The sequence below is a fragment of the Mycobacterium sp. P7213 genome (genome assembly GCF_900604305.1).
Classification (GTDB): domain Bacteria; phylum Actinomycetota; class Actinomycetes; order Mycobacteriales; family Mycobacteriaceae; genus Mycobacterium.
This window is the reverse complement of the sequence record NZ_UWOA01000005.1, coordinates 1-17,997: the sequence shown is the minus strand read 5'-3', so window position 1 is coordinate 17,997 and position 17,997 is coordinate 1. Positions and strand designations below refer to the sequence as shown.

Sequence of the window (17,997 nt, the reverse complement as noted above, 5' to 3'; positions counted from 1 at the left end):
TTCCAGCTCAGGGAACGGTTTCGATCGCCCGTTTCCAGGTGGCACCGCTGATATCGGTGAGGACGAGCGTGTACGAGTGCGCGCCGTCCCACCGGGCCGGGCCGGTGTCGATGGTCAGCTGTGCTTTGGCGCCCAGCGGGACGACCAGGCTGTGCGGGCCGGATTTCACCTTGGCCACGTAGCGGTTGGCGATCGCCGCCTCAGGTAGTCGGCTCAGCTGCGCGCCGTCCAGCTGTACTACGGTTTCGCCGGTGGCGTCATCGAGGACGCTGACGCCGATCAGGAATGAGCCGTAGACGTCCGCGCCTTCGGTTCGGTAGAGCTGGAATTGCAGGCTGTTGCCGACGACCCGGGCTTCGGACACCTCGATCTTCGGCGCGACCGACTTGTTGTGTAGCGGCCCATACACCCCGCCGTGGAACTGCTGGTTGGTGAACAATGCCAACGCCAAAATGGCAAACGAGCCGATGAGTATTGCTGGCGTCTTGATGGTGACCGCGCCGGACGTCAGCCAGTGGAGCCGTGTTTGCTGTGCGAGCCGCGGATACTTCGCGGAAAGGGCACGATCCATCGCGTAGTGTCCGCCGCCGCTCAAAAACAGCATGAAGCCGCTGGCCACGCCCAGGATGCCGATCTGCCACTCGTCGAGGCAGGTGGTGCCCAGCCAGCCGGCGCTGAGCAAGATGCCGAACGCCAACCCCAGCATGGCCAAGCTCATGACCCTGGTGAACAAGCCGACGATCACGCAGACCCCGACGATGCCTTCCACGATGGTGAACACCGTCATGGCTACGGCGAGCAGGCCGGGATGGGTCAGCAGATGCTCGATGATCGGGCCGATGCCAAGCGCGTTCGGGAGAAAGTGGTTGAACTTCTCGCCGACATAGCCAGGGACGTCCGGATTCAATTTGTCTTCGAGGCCGACTCGTCTCCAGAAGGCGGAGAAGTATGTCCAGCCGATGACTAGGCGGACGGGCAGCGCGAAAAGTGCGGCGGTATTGAAATGGCTTGCGGTGATCTTATTTTCGTCAGCAGCGTCAACGGTCACGTAAGCAGTCCTGAGGCATTCGTTCGTGGCGATTCGCCCGCCATGCTAGCAGCGCCGTCAGAACCTCAGCCGAAACCCGTTGCCCCGTCGAACTGATTGCCGAGTGTGCGTTTTCGTTGGCAAAAGAGCCTTTTCGCCACCGAAACCGCACACTCGGCGCCTCTGGCGACCCTTTACGGGTCGCGGGGGAGGCCAAGCAGACGCTCGGCGATGATGTTGAGCTGGATCTCCGAGGTGCCGCCGTAGATGGTGGTGGCCCGGCTCATCAACAGGTACTCGGCCCACTTGCCGGGCAGCTGCTCACGATCGCCGATCGCGGCATCACCGCCGAACGTGCCGACCGCGAACTCGGCGTAGCCCTGTCCGGTGCGCATCGACAGCAGCTTGGACACCGCAGCCGCCGGCATCGGGTCCTTGCCCGCCAGGGTCAGCAGCGTCGAGCGCAAGTTGAGCAGCTTGGCGGCGTGCCCTTCGGCGATCAGCCGGCCGGCGCGGCGCTGTTCGCCCCCATCGAACTGGCCATCGCGGATGAACTCCACGAAGCCGTCGAGGCTCGCCAGGAACGGCATCTCGGATCCGCCGATCGACACCCGCTCAGCCGTCAGCGTGTTACGGCTGACCTCCCAGCCACGGTTCACCTCGCCGAGCACCAGCTCGTCCGGGATGAACACGTCGTCGATGAACACGGTGTTGAACATCGCTCCGCCGGTGAGTTCACGCAGCGGGCTGACCGTCACGCCCTCGGCCTTCATATCCAGCAGGAAGTAGGTGATGCCGTCATGTTTCGGAGCGCTCGAGTCGGTCCTGGCCAGTAGCGCCCCCCACGAGGAGAACTGCGCGGCCGACGTCCAGATCTTCTGTCCGCTGACCCGCCAGCCGCCGTCGACCTTGGTTGCCTTGGTGGTCAGGCTGGCCAGGTCTGAACCGGCGCCGGGTTCGGAAAACAGTTGGCACCAGATCATCTCGCCGCGGAACGTCGGTGGCAGAAAGCGCTGCTTCTGCTCCTCGGTGCCGAACGCCACGATCGACGGGATCAGCCACGCAGCGATACCCATCGCCTGGCGGCGCACCCGGCCGGTGGTGAACTCCTGCTCGATGATGATCTGCTCGATCGGCTCGGCGGCCCGCCCCCACGGCTTCGGCAGGTAGGGCAACACCCAGCCGCCCTCGGCGATCGCGACCGTGCGCTCGTCGTGCGCCATGGCCTTCAGCGCTGCGACCTCCGCCCGGATCTCGCCGCGCAACTTCGCGGTATCGGAGTCCAAGTCGATGTCGATCTTGCGCATCCCACCGGCAGTGGCGGTGTCGACGACCTGTTGGGGGTAGGTGGACCGGGAACCGAAGGAGGCGGCCAGTATCAGCGCTCGCCGGTAGTACACACCCGCGTCGTGCTCCCAGGTGAAACCAATTCCGCCGTGCACCTGGATGCAGTCCTGGGTGCAGTGCTGCGCGGCGCTCGGCGCCAGGGTGGCCGCCACAGCGGTCGCGAACTCCACGGTCGAAACCGCAGCCTCCCAACCATTCTCATTCGCCTCATCGATAGCGCGGGCGGCATCCCACACCGCGGCGGTGGCGCGCTCGGTGTCGGCGATCATCTCCGCACACTTGTGCTTGATGGCCTGGAACTGGCCGATCGGCCGGCCGAACTGCTCGCGGATCTTGGCGTAGTCCGCAGCGGTGTCGGTGGCCCAGCGAGCCACCCCGACCGCCTCGGCAGACAGCAGCGTCGCGATCAGCGCGTGCGCGCGCGCCGACGAGAGGTTACGCAGGACCGCGGTGTCGCCGATCTCGACGCCGTCGGCACGGACGTGGGCGATGGGACGCAGCGGGTCCACGCTCGTCACCGGCTCGATCTCGAGCTGGTCGGCGGGCAGCGCCACCCACACCTCGGCGCCGTCGACCAGCACCGGCGCCACCAGCAACGACGCTTCAGCGGCGGCCGCGACGGCGCGGGCCTGGCCGCGGATCACCAGACCGGACCCCGCAGCGGTGCCGGTCAACCCCGGATTGAGGGTGTAGCTGGCGATCACCTCTCCGCCGGCCAGCCCGCTCAGCTCGGCTGCGGCCGGATTGTCTGCGGCGATCAGGGCGCTGGCGATCGCGGACGGCACAAACGGCCCGGGCACTGCCCCGTAGCCGAACTCGGCGAGCACCACCGCCAATTCCAGGATTCCGAAACCCTGGCCGCCGGCTTCCTCGGCCAGGTGTACGCCCGCCAGGCCCTGCTCGGCGGCGGCCCGCCAATACGGCGGCGGATTCTGGATCGGGGTGTCCATCGCGGCGTGCAGCATCTCGGACGGCACAGCCCGGGCCACGAAGGACCGCACGGAATCGGCGAGGTCTTGGTGCTCAGAAGTGATCGCTATCGGCATTGATTACGCCTTTCGGTGTGTACGTGAAGTGAATCTAACAACCAGTCGGTTGGTTGACTACTACGGTTGGTTGACGACGTGGGCCAGGGGCTGCCCGTCGCGCAGCCGGCGGCAGTTGTCGAGCGCCGCAGCCAGGTAACGCCGCATGGTGTCGGCGGTGTACCAGCTGACGTGCGGGGTCAGCACCACGTTCTCTAGCCCGAGCAGCGGATTGTCCGAGGTCACCGGCTCGACGGCGAACACATCGAGCCCGGCGCCGGCCAGCCGCCCGCCCCGCAGCGCTTCGGCCAATGCGGCTTCGTCGACGATCGGACCGCGCGCGGTGTTGATCAGCACGGCCTCGGGTTTCATCTGCGCCAGGGCAGTCCGGTCGATCAAGCCCTCGGTGGCGTCGGTCAGCGGAACGTGCAGCGAGACGATGTCCGATGCGGCCAGAAGTTCCGGCAGCGGCCGCCAACCGGGCGTGCCGTCATCGCGGGTGCTGGTGTGCAGCACCTGCGCGCCCATGGCGGCCACGATCCCGCCCACCCGCTGGGCGATACTGCCGAAACCGACCAAGCCGACGGTGCAACCGCCGATGTCGCGGCAGCGCTCGCCGAGATCGGGGTCGGTCGGCCAACCGCGGACCTCGCGGGTCGCACGATCCAGCGGCAGCAGTCGGCGCAGCACGGCGAGCATCAGCAGCACGGTGCCCTCGGCGACTGATGCGGCATTGGCGCCGGGCATGTTGGATACCGCGATGCCGCGTTGGGTCGCGACGTCGACGTCGATGGTGTTGATGCCGACACCGAACTTGTGCACCAGTCGCAGTCGAGGTCCGCTTCGCAAGTCGTCGCCCGAGAGCGGCCGCAGTACATGCCAGAGCACCTCGGCATCAGCCAGCTCGCGACGGAACGTGACGTCGTCGTCGGCGGCGCACCACCGGATGTCCAGCCAATCAGACTCGGGTGCAACGAATTCCTCGACCTTCGGCCCAGGAATGAAGTGCGCCAGCACGCGCAACACCATGCTTAGGAGTTCTCCTCGGTGTAGATGGCTCGATAGAACACGTTGGCCAGCGTACGAATACACGCTGCGTCATTGGGGCCGTCGTCGTCGCGGAAGGTGGCGAGCTGGACATAACAGAACTGGTTGAGCATCGACACGATCGCCACCGCGAGCAACGCCGGGTCGTCATCGGTGCAGTACCCCTCGGACTGGGCGCGCTTGACCGTTTCCGTGATGTAGCCGACGGGAACCGCGCAGATCTCCGCCCAATACCGGGCGAAGTCGTCGTTGACCATGGCCAGCTGGGAGACGCCGACCATCTCTGCCAGCCGATTGCGGTAGGTGTACCAATGCGCGGCCGTGGCCTGCTCGATCCGTTCGCGGTTGGACTGGCCGTGCCGCACCGTGCTGGAGGCGCGCTCGCCGGCCTCGTCGCGGAAGCGCAGCGCCCATTCGCGGACCATCGCCTCCTTGGAGTCGTAGTAGTTGTAGAACGACGCGGCCGATCGGCCGGCCTCGGCCGTGATGTCGGCGATGGTGGCTGCCAGAACTCCCTTGCGAGCGATCACCGCGCGCGCCGCGGCGTCGATCGCGGCTTGGGTGCGTCGACCCCGGTGTGTCGGCAACGGGTCGCGGCGGCCAGGCTGCTCGGGGCTGGTCGACACCGGAACACACTTCCTGTCTTGGTAGGGCTGGATCAAACCTGAATCTGATGTTAGATTCAGTTTCAGTTCTTGACCAGAGGAGTGTTCGCGCATGATCAAGCCGCACGGTGTCAACACCGAATTCGAAATCAGCGGGATCAACCACGTGGCGATGGTGTGCTCCGACATGGAACGCACCGTCGACTTCTACAGCAACATCTTGGGTATGCCCCTGATCAAGTCGCTTGACCTGCCCGCCGGTATCGGTCAGCACTTCTTCTTCGACGCCGGTAATGGGGACTGCGTGGCCTTCTTCTGGTTCCGCGACGCCCCCGACCGGGTGCCCGGGATCTCATCGCCGGCGGCCATCCCCGGAATCGGCGAGATCACCAGTGCGGTGAGCACGCTCAACCACCTGGCCTTCCATGTGCCGGCGGACAAGTTCGACGCCTACCGGCAGCGATTGAAAGAGAAGGGCGTGCGGGTCGGCCCGGTGCTCAACCACGACGATTCCGAGTGGCAGGCCAGCCCGACGCTGCACCCGGGCGTGTACGTCCGCTCGTTCTACTTCCAGGACCCCGACGGAATCACGCTGGAATTCGCCTGCTGGACCAAGGAATTCACCGGCGACGAAGAGCATGTCGCACCCAAGACGGCAGCCGACCGGCGCGTCCCGGCCAGCACCTAGAAACTGCGTCTTCGCGGCGCAAGGCTGATCACCCGGCCGGGGGCGTCGAGGCAGGTACCGATGGCGGCGGCCGGCGTGGTGGCGCACAATCGCGACGTACCGGGCATGTTGCTAGCAGACAGCAGGCGTTGTATCAGCGCACCACTTCCCGGTACACCGCATCGATTCGGCGGGTCCAGCCTCGGGCATCGAGGTGTTCCAGCAGCGGGATCGCGACCCGTCGGGTGGTGTTCAACGCCTGCTTGGCCTGGGTTGCGGTGAAAGGCTGCGCCAGCGAAGCCAATTCACGCATCGCCAACGCCGGGGCAGTCGGGAGCAGCACCAGATTCTCGGCGAGCCGCAACAACCGCCCGACCCGTTCGGCCGCCGCCAGCTCCCGGACACCCAGGTGCAAAGCGGACAGGTCGTCGGCCTCCGGGGCGTGAAACGGGGCCGCCGCCAGCCGGGATTCCAACTCGGCGATCGCCTCCTCGGCAGGGCCGAGATCGCCGGCCCCGTCCGGCAGCCGAATCAGCCCGTCATACTGCGCCAACCCCGCGCCGGCTATCAGCTCGTCGAGCAGTGCGGGATCCGGCAGCGACAGCAGATCCGCCGCTGCGCCCCGCGACAGCCCGGCGGACAGTGGATCACGCTCGCGCAGTTCACGTGCCGCGGCCTGCAACCGGTTCCGCCAAACCTCATACGTCGCGGCGTGCACCCACCAGCCGCCGATCGCCCTCGCCTCCGGCGGTTCCGGGGGGAGCACGTACCCGAGCAACCGCAGCCGGCGCTGCGAGACCGCGCCGCGGCGGGCCACTTCGGCCATGACCCGCAGTGCCTGGTCGGCCGGATCGGCGCCGGCGAGCTCGTCGGCGCGACGGGCCGCGTCACCGCGCCGCCGCAGCGCCGGCGGATCGGCGTCGAGCACCACCACCCCGCCCAGCACGCGACGGGCCCCCGGATCGCGTAGTGCCAGACGATCGGAAAACATCAGCGGGAGTGGGTGTTCCAAAGTGATCCTGGCGTGCTCAGCGTCAAGGAGTCGTAGCCGGGCGGGCACTGCGGCCGTGCCCAGGTGCACCACAAGTCGCTCGGGTGCCTCGGTCAGGGCACAACCGGTGCTGTGCCGGACGTCGACCACGGTGCTGGTCAGCCACTCATCGGAGCTGACCAGGGCGTTCCCGCGGCGCACCTCGCCGGATGACGCCCCGCGCAGATTGACTGCAACCCGCACGGTGGGGCGCAGTGCCGAATGCGCCTCGCCGCAGCTCTGCAGCCCGCGGATGACCACCGCGCGCGAACGCCCACGATCCAGCAACTGCAGGTGATCGCCGGTGGCCAACGCGCCCGCGGTCAGGGTGCCGGTCACCACCGTCCCGGCTCCGGTGATGGTGAACGAGCGGTCCACCCACAACCGAACGCGCCCCGCGCTCGACGGCGCCGGCAGCTCGGCCAGCAGGTCGTCGAGCGCAGCACGCAGTGCGTCCATGCCGGTACCGTCCAGCGCTGACACGGCAACGATCGGGGCGTCACGCAGACCAGTCCGGGCCAGCTCGGTGCGTACCTGTTCGGACACCTCAGCAACACGTTGATCGCCGGCCCGGTCGACGCGGGTGAGCACCACCAATCCCTGCGTAATGCCCAGGGCCGCAATGGCGTCACGGTGATCATCGGACTGCGCCCGCCAGCCCTCGTCGGCGGCGACCACGAAGCACACCACCGAGGCCGGTCCCAGGCCGGCCAACGTGTTGGGCAGAAACCGTTCGTGGCCCGGGACATCGACGAAAGCCACCCGCCGCCCCGACGGCAGCGCGGTCCAGGCGAAACCCAGGTCGATGGTCAGTCCGCGCCGTCGTTCCTCGGCCCAACGGTCGGGCTCCATCCCGGTGAGCGCCCGCACCAGGGTGGATTTGCCGTGGTCGACGTGGCCGGCGGTGGCAACTACAAACACGCTCACCCGACCCGGTCGAGCGCGGCCCGCACCGCGGTCAGCAACCGACCGTCCTCGGCCTCCGGCACACAACGCAGATCGATCAGGCAGGCGCCGTCGTGCACCCGTGGCAGCACCGCGGGATCGCCGGTGCGCAGCGCGGTGGCCGCGGCCTCGGGCAGCCGGACCGCCCAGCCCGGCAGCGGGACTCCCGGGGCACCGCCGCCGCCGACGCGGCCGTCGTGGGAGACGACGGTGGCACCGACGGCGGCTGCCAGCCGCTGGGCGCGGGCATGCAATTGGTCGGGGTCGGCGTGCAGCGCCCGGGTCACCGGTGCGGCGGCCCCGCAGACCGTGGCCTCGAGGGCGGCCAGGGTGAGTTTGTCGGCGCGGACCGCGCGGGCCAACGGGTGCCCAGCGAGCTGGGCGATCAGCCCGGCCCGGCCCAGTATCACCCCGGCCTGCGGCCCCCCGAGCAGCTTGTCGCCGCTGGCGGTCACGATGTCGGCGCCGGCGGCAAGCGTGGTCGCCGCATCCGGCTCGTCAGGCAACAGCGGATCGGGGGCCAGGAGTCCACTGCCGAGATCGGCCACCAAGGCGACGTCGTGTTCGGTTGCCAGTGGCCGCAATTGCGCCACCCCCACCGCCGCGGTGAACCCGTGGACGGCGAAATTGCTGGGATGCACCTTGAGAATGCACCCGGTCTGCGGCCCGACGGCCTCGGCATAATCGCGCAGGTGGGTGCGGTTGGTGGTGCCGACCTCTCGCAGCCGCGCCCCGGTGGAGGCGATCAGGTCCGGTAGCCGGAATCCGGCCCCGATCTCGATCAGTTCGCCCAGGCTGACCACCACCTCCCGGCCGGCGGCCAGTGCCGTGGTGGCCAGCACCAGGGCCGCGGCACCGTTGTTGACCACCAGGGCGTCTTCGGCGGCCGGGCAGGCCGCCAGCAGGGCGGTCCGCGCCGCGACACCACGTTTGGAGCGCGCGCCGGAGACCAGGTCCAACTCGACGTCGACGTACCCGCTGGCCGCCACCAGCGCCTCGACCGCGGCCGCTGAGAGCGGCGCTCGCCCCAGGTTGGTGTGCACCACCACCCCGGTGGCATTGTGCACCGGCCGCAACGTCGTGCCGTGCTGTCCTGAAAGACCTTCCAGGACAGTGCTTTCAACCTGTTCTGGCGCCAGTTCGCCGCGTCGCGCCCGGTCCTGGGCGGCACGCACCAAGCCGCGGACCACATGCTCGCCCAGTCGGGCACGGGCGGCGCGAACCGCGGGCAGCAGCAACAGTGCATCGGTGCGTGGAATGGCGCGGCGCGGATCGGTGTCGGTCACGGCTCCTCCTCCGATACGCGGCTGGCGGAGGCGGACGGGAATCGAACCCGCCAGGCCGAGCTACTCGGCCTCACCGGTTTTGAAGACCGGGGAGCCCACCAGGACTCAGACGCCTCCGCTGATCAACCTAGACCTTCGGCCGATTCTGGCGCGATAACGACCGGCCAGGCGAGAAATGCGCCCAGCCCGAGGTTGACCCTCCAGGGCAGAACCCGAGCGCTGCCGAACGCGTTCCGGGAGACATGTTGATCGGTATGTCCCGCGCGGGGGCCCAACAGCTCATCATGGACGCATGACCGAGATGCGATTGACCGGCTATGCCCACGGCGGCGGATGCGCGTGCAAGATTCCCCCCGGCGAGCTGGAAGACGCGGTGCGCGGTTTGACCGGGCAGTCCGGGAAGAACGTTCTGGTCGGCCTCGACGACGGCGATGACGCTGCGGCTGTTTTGGTGCGGGATGACCTCGCCGTGCTGTCCACCGCAGACTTTTTCACCCCCGTCGTCGACGACGCTTATGACTGGGGCCGGATTGCTGCCGCGAACGCGCTCTCGGACATCTATGCGATGGGCGGGCGCCCGGTGGTGGCGATCAACCTGGTCGGCTGGCCGCGGGAAACGCTGCCCCTGGAGCTGATGACCGAGGTGCTGCGCGGCGGTCTGGCGGTGGCCGAACAGGCGGGCTGCCCGGTGATCGGCGGCCATTCGATCGACGACCCGGAGCCCAAGTACGGCATGGCCGTCACCGGGGTAGCCGACCCGAACAGGTTGCTGCGCAACGATGCCGCGCTGCCTGGCCTACCACTGACGCTGACCAAGCCGCTGGGGGTGGGGTTGCTCAACAACCGGCACAAGCGCACCGGCGAGGTGTTCGACGAGGCGATCGCGACCATGGTGGGGCTCAACCGAGACGCCGCCGAAGCCGCCTTGTCGCTGGGGGTCAGGGCGGCCACCGACGTCACCGGGTTCGGGCTGCTCGGCCATCTGTACAAGATGTGCCGGGCGTCGGGGGTGGGTGCGGTGCTCGACCGATCTGCGGTGCCGATGATCACCGGGGCGCAAGAAGCACTACGTGACGGCTACGTCTCCGGCGGCACGCGCCGCAACCTGGACTGGGTGCGTCCACACCTGCGCCCCGGTCCCGGAATCAGTGAAGACGACCTGCTGCTGCTGGCCGACGCCCAGACCTCCGGGGGTCTGCTCGTCGCCGGAGAGCTACCCGGCCACCCGGTGATCGGACATACCGTGGCGGGCAGCGGAATTGACGTGTTATGAGCTGCAACTCTGATAAGTTCCTCGATCACCATGAACCTTTCTCGGCGCATTGTTCGCAACTCGTCTCGCACGGTGGCCATCTGCGCCGCCGCAGCCATCGCCGCCGGGCCGGCATACGCCGATCCGCCGCTGCTCAACGGCGAATACCAGGGCGCCGACCAGGAGTTCGCCTGGACGATCGCCACCAGCTGCAGTCAGGCCGACTGCAATGGGACCGTGTCCAGTAATCAGGGCTGGACCAGTCCCATGAGCCTGATCGACGGGCGCTGGCAGTTCAGCGTCACCAAACCGGACGGGGCGATCTGCGCGGACGGCAACTACGCGCCGACCATCATCCGGGTGTCGATCGACCCGGTTTCGCTCGGTGGTGTGGTCACCAACAGCTCCAACGGGGAATGCCCGGGAAGTACCCTGTCCTCCACGCCCTTTCAGCTGCACCAGCTGGGCTGACCCATCCCGGCGGGCCCTAGTCAGCCGTGGTGATCGAATCCCCGGTGATCCCCGCCGCCTGACGCTCCGCCAGCCGGCGCTTCTGCGGCTCGATGGTGTAGCGCGGGTCCTTCGCCGACGCCATGCCGGCTTCGAACACCCCGAAGCGGGTCAGCGCCGAGGCGCCCAGCAGCGCCAGCCCCGCCAATGCCGCCACGCCGCGCCTGCGCCCGCCCAGGAGCGTCCCCACACCTCCGGCGATCGCCAGCCGTTCGCTCCACCGCAGCATCGCCCCCGCCCGGCCCTCATGCAGCGGCTCGGCGGCGATCGGGTCCATCCGATGCTCTATGGCCCTGGTGGCGATGACATCGCCGAGCACCCCGAGCACCGCCAGGCGCCGGGCCGGCCCGGCTTCACGTACCGGGGTGGTCAGCATGGCCAAGCCACCCGAGGCCAGGCTCGCCGAGCTGACGAACACAAACGGCAAATCACGGTGCGCGCCATGCCAGGTCGGCGTCGCGGTATCGGCCAGCAACACCGCGGTGTAGACGGCCAGTGGCGCCGCGAACACCGCAGCCTCCAAGCCGGCCGGCCGCTCGGCCGCGTGCAGCACGCCGCGCAGCGGGCCCAGCGGTAACCGCCGACCGGTCAACCGATCCAACTCGGCGGCGGCAGCCACCGACGTGCCCGCGCCGAACCCCGCCAGGATCCACGAACCCAGGCTCATCGGCGATGTCAGCTTGATGGTGCGCAGCATGTTGAAAAAGCGCTCCGGGCGGCCGAGGTCGCTGATCAGGGCCGCCGCGCTCAGCACGATCGCCGCCAGCGCCGCCAGCCGCGAATTGCGCCGCAACACTTTTCGGCCGGTCAACTGGGCGCCGGCGGCCAGCAGACCGGAGCCACCCGCCACGCCGCCGAGGAACAGGTAGGCCGCGATCTCGTGTGACCACGGTGCGGGTTTGACCACCGGCCGGCCGTAGTAGGAGCTGAACTGCACGTCGGGGACCATCGGCATCTCACGCCCGCCGTCCCCCCCGCCCCGGCGKCGGCGCCTGCCGCCGCCGCGGCGCGGTCCTTCGGACACCGCGCTCATGAGCGTCCTCCCCAGAAGGCGACCGCCGCGGCGGCCAGCATGCCGGTCGCGGCCAGCGCCGAGCGTTTGAACATCGCCGGCAGGTCGGCGGTGCCCACCCGGGGGTCGGGCGGCAGGCCGTAGACCTCCGGCTCGTCGAGCAGCAGGAAGACCGAGCCGGTGCCGCCGACCCCGTCATGCTCATTGGCGCCGTAGAGCCGGGCCTCGGTGCGGCCCTGCGCATGCAGCTGGGCCACCCGTTGCCGGGCCCGCTGCACCAGGTCGTCGTGATCGCCGAACCGGATGGACTCCGTCGGGCAGGTCTGCGCGCACGCCGGTGTCTGGCCGTCGACCAGCCGGTCGTAGCAGAGCGTGCACTTCTGGGCGACCCCGGTGTTGGGCACCGGGGTCGGGTCGCGGCCGGTCTTCGGCGCGGCGGTGCCGTCGGTGCGACGCTCGATCACTCCGAACGGGCACGCCGGCACACAGTTGCCGCAGCCGTTACAGACGTCGGCCTGCACCACCACCGTGCCGAACTCGGTGCGGAACAACGAGCCCGTGGGGCACACGTCCAGACACCCGGCGTGCGTGCAGTGTTTGCAGACGTCCGAGGCCATCAGCCAGCGGAACTGATCGGTGTCGGGTGGCGCGCCGTCCGTTGCGGCTTCTCGGTCATGGGGCATCTTGGGCATCCCCAGGCTGATCAGCCGCCGGCCGGATTCGCGGGCCTCCTCGATGCGGTCACGGCTCTGCTCGATGAACGCCACGTGCCGCCATGTGCTGGCGCCCAGCGCGCCGGTGTTGTCGTAGGACGACCCGAGCAACTCCAGCGGTCCGTCGGCCGGGTTGTGGTTCCACTCCTTGCACGCCACCTCGCAGGCCTTGCAACCGATACAGATCGAGGTGTCGGTGAAGAACCCCTTGCGGGGGCGTTGTGGCGACCACCTGGCGTCGGCGGCCGGGTCGGTCGGCCCGGACAATTGGCCCATCAGTCCCGCCCTTCTGGATCGACAGCCGCATTGCCGGTCTCCGGTGTGGTGCCGGAACGGCTTTGATACTCGTAGATCAGGCGGAACAGTTCCGCGCCCCGCGGCCGCCGGCCCGGTCGGATATCGCAGGAACCGGCCTTGGATTCCTGGATCTGCACGTTGGGATCCAGGGTCACCCCGAGCAGATCGTTGGCGGCGTCGCCGCTGACCATCGCGTCGCCGCCGACCCCCCAGTGGTAGGGCAGTCCGATCTGGTGCACCGTGTGGCCGCCCACGCTCAATGGCGTCATCCGGTCGGTCACCAGCACCCGCGCCTCGATCGCCGCCCGCGGCGAAATAATGGTGACCCAGCCGAAGTTCTCCAGACCCCGCTCGGCGGCCAGCGCTGGGGAGACCTCGCAGAACATCTCCGGCTGCAGCTCGGCCAGGTAGGGCAGCCAGCGGCTCATGCCGCCCGCGGTGTGATGCTCGGTCAGTCGATAGGTGGTGAACACGTAGGGGTAGACGTCGGCGCCCGGCTCACCGGCACTGGGTGCCGAAAGATTGTCCTTGCGGGGGAACGTGATTCGAGCGGGGTTGCGCTGCTGACGATAGACCGCGTTGGCGACCGGTGACTCCTGCGGCTCGTAGTGGGTGGGCAGCGGCCCGTCCACCACGCCCTTGGGTGCGAACAACCAACCCTTGCCGTCGGATTGCATGACGAACGGGTCGTCGCCGGCCAACGCATCGGGACCGCCCAACGCCGAATTCGGTCGAGCGCCCGGCGCACGGTCGACCACGAAGTCCGGCACGTCGTCGCCCACCCATCGGTGCAGCTGCTCGTCCCACCAGACGTAGCGCTTGCGCTCGCTCCACGGCACCCCGGCCGGATCCGCCGAGGCGCGGTTGTAGAGGATCCGCCGATCCGCCGGCCAGGCCCAGCCCCATTCGGACTGGCTGGGGCTTGGCCCGCCACGGGGCACCCGGCGGGCCGCCCGGTTGACGCCATCGGCGTACACCCCCGAATAGATCCAGCAGCCTCCTGCGGTAGATCCGTCGGCGCGCAGCTCGGTGTAAGAGGACAACGGCGCACCCGCGCCATCGCCGGTGAGCTGATGGCCGTTGATCTCGGCCAGCACGAACTCTGGGTCGGGCTCACCGTGCTCATTGACCGGGTAGTCCCAGGCCAGATCCAACAGCGGGCGGTCCCGCGGATCTGTGGAGCCGGCCAGGTGAGCACGAATTCGGTTGCCCAGCTTGATAAAGAACTCCAGCTCACTGATGCAGTCCCCCGGCGGGGCGACGGCCTGATGACGCCATTGCAGCAGACGCTGAGTTTGGGTGAACGTGCCGGCCTTCTCCACATGACTGGCCGCGGGCAGGAAGAACACCTCGGTCTCGTTGTCGTGCGTGCACAGCTCGCCGGAGGCGATCTCCGGGCCGTCCTTCCACCAGGTGGCCGACTCGATCATGTTCAGATCCCGCACCACCAGCCACTTCAGGTGCGACATACCCAACCGTTGTTGCCGGCCGTTCGCCGAACCGACGGCCGGGTTCTGACCGAGCAGGAAGTAGCCCTCCACTTCGTCGTTGAGCATCCCGGTCACCGCCTGGTAGGTGCCGTGTGGTCCGGTCAGCCGGGGCAGGTAGTCATAAGCCCAGTCGTTGTCGGCGGTCGCGGCGTCGCCCCACCATGCCTTGAGCAGGCTGACCAGATACGCGTCGGCGTTGGCCCAAAAGCCCTTCTGGCTCTTGGATCCGACGCGGTCTAAGTACTGCTGCAGGGTGTCGTCGCGTCCGGCCTTGGGCATCGGCAGATAGCCGGGGAGCATGTCGTAGAGCGTGGGGATGTCGGTGGAACCCTGAATGCTGGCGTGCCCGCGCAGCGCCATGATGCCGCCGCCGGGCCGGCCCACGTTTCCCAGCAGCAGCTGCAGGATCGCCGCGGTGCGGATGTACTGCGCGCCCAGGGTGTGCTGCGTCCAGCCCACCGCGTAGGCGAAACAGGTGGTGCGTTCGCGCCCGGAGTTGGCCGTGACCGCACGGGCCAGGTAGTCGAACATCGCGGGGTCGAGACCGCAGACGTCGCGAACCATCTCCGGCGTGTAGCGCGCGTAATGCCGCTTGAGGATCTGGAATACGGTGCGCGGGTGCTGCAGCGTCTCATCGCGCCGCACGCGGGCGTGTTCGAGTGCCGGACCGCCGCTCCCGAGCGTCTCACCGGCCGAACGTGCCGACGCACTGGTCCCGTGCTCATGGCCACCCCCGGGCGAGCCGATGTCCTCTTCACCGGCTCCTCGACTTTGATAGGCCCAACTCGACGGGTCGTAGTGCCCGGTCTGCGGATCGAAGCCGGAGAACAGCCCGCCCAAATCCTCGGTGTCGCGGAAGTCCTCGCTGATCAGCGTCGCGGCATTGGTGTAGGCGAGCACGTACTCACGGAACCACAGGTCGTGGGTGAGCACGTGATTGATCAGCGCACCCAGCAGCACCACGTCGGAGCCGGCCCGGATCGGAATGTGCTTGTCGCACACCGCCGACGTTCGGGTGAACCGCGGGTCGACGTGGATCACCACCGCGCCGCGGGCCTTGGCCTCCTCCACCCACTGGAACCCCACCGGGTGGCACTCGGCCATGTTCGAGCCCTGGATGACGATGCAGTCGGCATTCGCCATGTCTTGCAGGGTTTGCGTCGCTCCACCGCGACCGAAGGAGGCTCCCAGACCGGGAACCGTGGCGGAGTGTCAAATACGCGCTTGGTTGTCGACCTGTATCACGCCTGCGGCGGTGAAGAGTTTCTTGATTATGTAGTTCTCTTCGTTGTCCAGTGTCGCGCCGCCCAGCGAGGCGATACCCATGGTGCGCCGCAGCGGCCGGCCCTCGGCGTCGTGGTCCTGCCATGCGTTACGCCGCGAGGCGATGAACCTCTGGGCGACCATGTCGATGGCGGTGTCGAGCTCCAGCGGCTGCCAGCCCGTGGCGCGGGGCGCCCGGTAGAGCACCCGGATCTGCCGGCCGGGTGAGTTGACCAACTGCTCGCTGGCCGAGCCTTTCGGGCACAGCCGCCCCCGTGAGATCGGCGAATCGGGATCGCCCTCGATCTGCACGACCTTCTCGTCCTTGACGTAGACACGCTGGCCGCAGCCGACCGCGCAATAAGGACAGACGCTTTGCACCACTCGATCGGCGGTGGCGGTTCGCGGTGCGATGCTGCGGGTCTGTTCGGAGGTGACCGCCGGCCCGCGGCCGAACACGTCGCCGGTGCGCAGTTGCCGGATTACCGGCCACTCCAGGAATTTTCGCTGAACCATCCTTGCAGCGTAGTCCCGCTGTGCTGGCGTTATGTGCTGTTCGGTGCCAACCTGGCACGGCTCTCGAAGCCGACCCGGGATGATGGAGCGATGAGTCGGACGCAGCGTCGGCGGGTCAGCCGCCGAGTCGGAGGGGAGGCGACGCAGCGGCTCGAGACGCTGGCGGTGGAGGAACCTCTGGAGATCCGGCTGGGTGGTGTGCCGCTCACCGTCACCATGCGCACGCCCGGTTCCGATGTCGAGCTGGCGCAGGGCTTTCTGCTGTCGGAGGGGATCATCGCCGGGCGTGACGACGTGCTGAGCGCGCGGTACTGCGGCGAGTCGGACGGCCCCAACAGCTACAACGTGCTCGATGTGACGCTGGCACCGAACGTGCCGCCGCCGGTGGTCGACATCTCCCGGAACTTCTACGCCAGCTCATCGTGCGGCATCTGCGGTAAGGCCTCACTGGACGCGGTACGGCTCGCCAGCCGGTATCACCCGGGCGACGACCCGGTCGGAGTTTCCGCGGCGGCGCTGACCGCGATGCCCGATCAACTGCGCGCCGCGCAGGACGTCTTCGCCAGCACCGGCGGCTTGCATGCCGCGGCTCTTTTCGACTTCACCGACGGCGGCGCGATGCAGGTGGTGCGCGAGGACATCGGCCGGCACAACGCCGTCGACAAGGTGATCGGCTGGGCACTGGAGCGGCGCCGGATACCGCTGGCCGGGACGGTGCTGCTGGTCAGTGGGCGCGCGTCGTTCGAGCTGACCCAGAAGGCGGTGATGGCCGGGGTGCCCATACTGGCCGCGGTCTCCGCACCATCGTCGTTGGCGGTCGATTTGGCCGGCGAATGCGGGCTGACATTGGTCGCGTTTCTTCGTGGCGACTCGATGAACATCTACAGCCGGGCCGACCGGATCACCGGCTGATCCTGCGGGTGGGGGCGCTACGCGCATTCACGCGACAACCCCGGCAAATCACCCGCAACCGCGGACGGTAGAGGCTGATCAGTGTCGCTTTTTCGATATAGGGATTAGTGTGAGCAGACTGAGTAATCCCTGGTCGGAAACCTAAGGAGGCGCCCGATGGCCAGTCACCGTCAGGACCGGAGTCGCCGGACCAACAGGCGCCTGATCAGCACCGGCATGACGACTGGAGTGTTCCTGGTCGCCGGATTGGCGCCAATCAGCCTCGCGCCGTCAGCCCACGCCGATCTGTGGGATCTGTTCGTCGACCCGATCGGCGATGTGTTCGCCGGCGGTCAGGCAAACGATGCATTCGGTGACTTCGCCGATCTCGGCGTCGCCCTGGGCAGCGCCGACGCGGGCCCGCTCGACTTCTGGCAGTCGATCAACGACTCGCTCCAGGACTGGCTTGCCAGTGCTTCGGGCATGCAGCTGGCCGAAATGATCAACGAACCGTTCGTGTATCTGTTCGGGCGCGACCTGATCGGCAACGGCCTCGACGACTTCACCGACGCGAACACCTCACTGCTGGGCAGCACCGGAATGTTCGGTGACCTCGGCGACGGCGGGTTCCTGTTCGGAAACGGCGGAGCCGGAGCTGACGGCGAGGCCGGCGTGAACGATGGCGTCGGCTGGGCCGGTGGTTCGGCCGGAATGTTCGGTGACGGCGGCGATGGCGGTGCGGGTGCGGCCGGCGCGACGGGTGGTGCCGGCGGTGACGGCGGAACCATGTTCGGCAACGGGGGCAATGGCGGTGCCGGTGGTGATTCCACCGGCGTTGCGGTGCCCGGTGGTGACGGCGGCGCGGGCGGTAGCGCCGGCTCCTGGTTCGGCAACGGGGGCAATGGCGGCGACGGCGGCCTTGGCCTGCTCGGCGTCCAGGGTGTGTCCGCTGGAGCCGGGAGCGCTGCTGGTAACGGTGGCGCCGGCGGTAACGGTGCGTCCCTGGGCTACGGCAACGGCGGTAACGGCGGCGACGGTGGCACCGGTGGCGACGGGGCTGCGGTGAGTGGCAGC

13 protein-coding genes, 1 tRNA gene and 1 pseudogene are annotated in these 17,997 nt (G+C 68.4%); 5 read left to right on the top strand and 10 right to left on the bottom strand.

What is annotated here, in order from left to right:
* Nucleotides 1-7: 7 nt before the first annotated feature.
* From EJK91_RS03085 to EJK91_RS03070, 4 genes are all read right to left on the bottom strand, one after another.
* Nucleotides 8-1,048, bottom strand: coding sequence for a TQO small subunit DoxD (locus EJK91_RS03085; protein WP_125078232.1), 1,041 nt, complete (start codon nt 1,046-1,048; stop codon nt 8-10).
* Between the two features lie 173 nt (nt 1,049-1,221).
* Complete coding sequence (locus EJK91_RS03080) at nt 1,222-3,420, bottom strand: acyl-CoA dehydrogenase (RefSeq protein WP_125078231.1); 2,199 nt, start codon at nt 3,418-3,420, stop codon at nt 1,222-1,224.
* Between the two features lie 60 nt (nt 3,421-3,480).
* Nucleotides 3,481-4,428, bottom strand: a complete 948-nt coding sequence (locus EJK91_RS03075) for a 2-hydroxyacid dehydrogenase (RefSeq protein WP_192830939.1) — start codon at nt 4,426-4,428, stop codon at nt 3,481-3,483.
* Between the two features lie 2 nt (nt 4,429-4,430).
* On the bottom strand, nt 4,431-5,072 hold the full coding sequence (locus tag EJK91_RS03070; RefSeq protein WP_241178612.1) for a TetR/AcrR family transcriptional regulator: 642 nt from the start codon (nt 5,070-5,072) through the stop codon (nt 4,431-4,433).
* Between the two features lie 91 nt (nt 5,073-5,163).
* On the opposite strand from EJK91_RS03070, the gene EJK91_RS03065 reads away from it, so the two are divergent.
* A complete protein-coding gene (locus EJK91_RS03065; protein ID WP_024441426.1) occupies nt 5,164-5,739 on the top strand; it encodes a VOC family protein in 576 nt (191 codons plus the stop codon).
* 133 nt (nt 5,740-5,872) lie between these two features.
* On the opposite strand, the gene selB is transcribed toward EJK91_RS03065, so the two are convergent.
* The 3 genes from selB to EJK91_RS03050 form a co-directional block, all read right to left on the bottom strand.
* A complete protein-coding gene (selB, locus tag EJK91_RS03060; RefSeq protein ID WP_125078258.1) occupies nt 5,873-7,669 on the bottom strand; it encodes a selenocysteine-specific translation elongation factor in 1,797 nt (598 codons plus the stop codon).
* A 2-nt stretch (nt 7,670-7,671) separates the two neighbouring features.
* A complete protein-coding gene (gene selA / locus EJK91_RS03055; protein ID WP_125078229.1) occupies nt 7,672-8,979 on the bottom strand; it encodes an L-seryl-tRNA(Sec) selenium transferase in 1,308 nt (435 codons plus the stop codon).
* Between the two features lie 22 nt (nt 8,980-9,001).
* Nucleotides 9,002-9,096, bottom strand: a tRNA-Sec gene (locus EJK91_RS03050).
* A 175-nt stretch (nt 9,097-9,271) separates the two neighbouring features.
* Here EJK91_RS03050 and selD point away from each other — a divergent pair.
* Complete coding sequence (gene selD, locus EJK91_RS03045; protein ID WP_125078228.1) at nt 9,272-10,252, top strand: selenide, water dikinase SelD; 981 nt, start codon at nt 9,272-9,274, stop codon at nt 10,250-10,252.
* Nucleotides 10,253-10,282: 30 nt separating this feature from the next.
* A complete protein-coding gene (locus EJK91_RS03040; RefSeq protein WP_024441430.1) occupies nt 10,283-10,702 on the top strand; it encodes a hypothetical protein in 420 nt (139 codons plus the stop codon).
* 16 nt (nt 10,703-10,718) lie between these two features.
* On the opposite strand, the gene nrfD is transcribed toward EJK91_RS03040, so the two are convergent.
* From nrfD to fdh, 3 genes are read right to left on the bottom strand one after another with little or no spacing between them, the layout of a single operon-like run.
* Nucleotides 10,719-11,774, bottom strand: a complete 1,056-nt coding sequence (nrfD, locus tag EJK91_RS03035; protein ID WP_125078227.1) for an NrfD/PsrC family molybdoenzyme membrane anchor subunit — start codon at nt 11,772-11,774, stop codon at nt 10,719-10,721.
* Entirely contained in the window at nt 11,771-12,742 is a 972-nt protein-coding gene (locus tag EJK91_RS03030; protein ID WP_125078226.1) for a 4Fe-4S dicluster domain-containing protein, read from the bottom strand. The genes nrfD and EJK91_RS03030 overlap by 4 nt, the downstream gene beginning before the upstream one ends.
* Nucleotides 12,742-16,032, bottom strand: coding sequence for a formate dehydrogenase (gene fdh / locus EJK91_RS03025; RefSeq protein WP_241178611.1), 3,291 nt, complete (start codon nt 16,030-16,032; stop codon nt 12,742-12,744). The genes EJK91_RS03030 and fdh overlap by 1 nt, the downstream gene beginning before the upstream one ends.
* A 90-nt stretch (nt 16,033-16,122) precedes the next feature.
* Between fdh and fdhD the strand changes: the two genes are divergently transcribed.
* Nucleotides 16,123-16,944, top strand: a complete 822-nt coding sequence (gene fdhD, locus EJK91_RS03015) for a formate dehydrogenase accessory sulfurtransferase FdhD (protein ID WP_125078224.1) — start codon at nt 16,123-16,125, stop codon at nt 16,942-16,944.
* 156 nt (nt 16,945-17,100) lie between these two features.
* Nucleotides 17,101-17,997, top strand: a pseudogene (locus tag EJK91_RS21640) (PGRS repeat-containing protein); the annotation flags it as partial.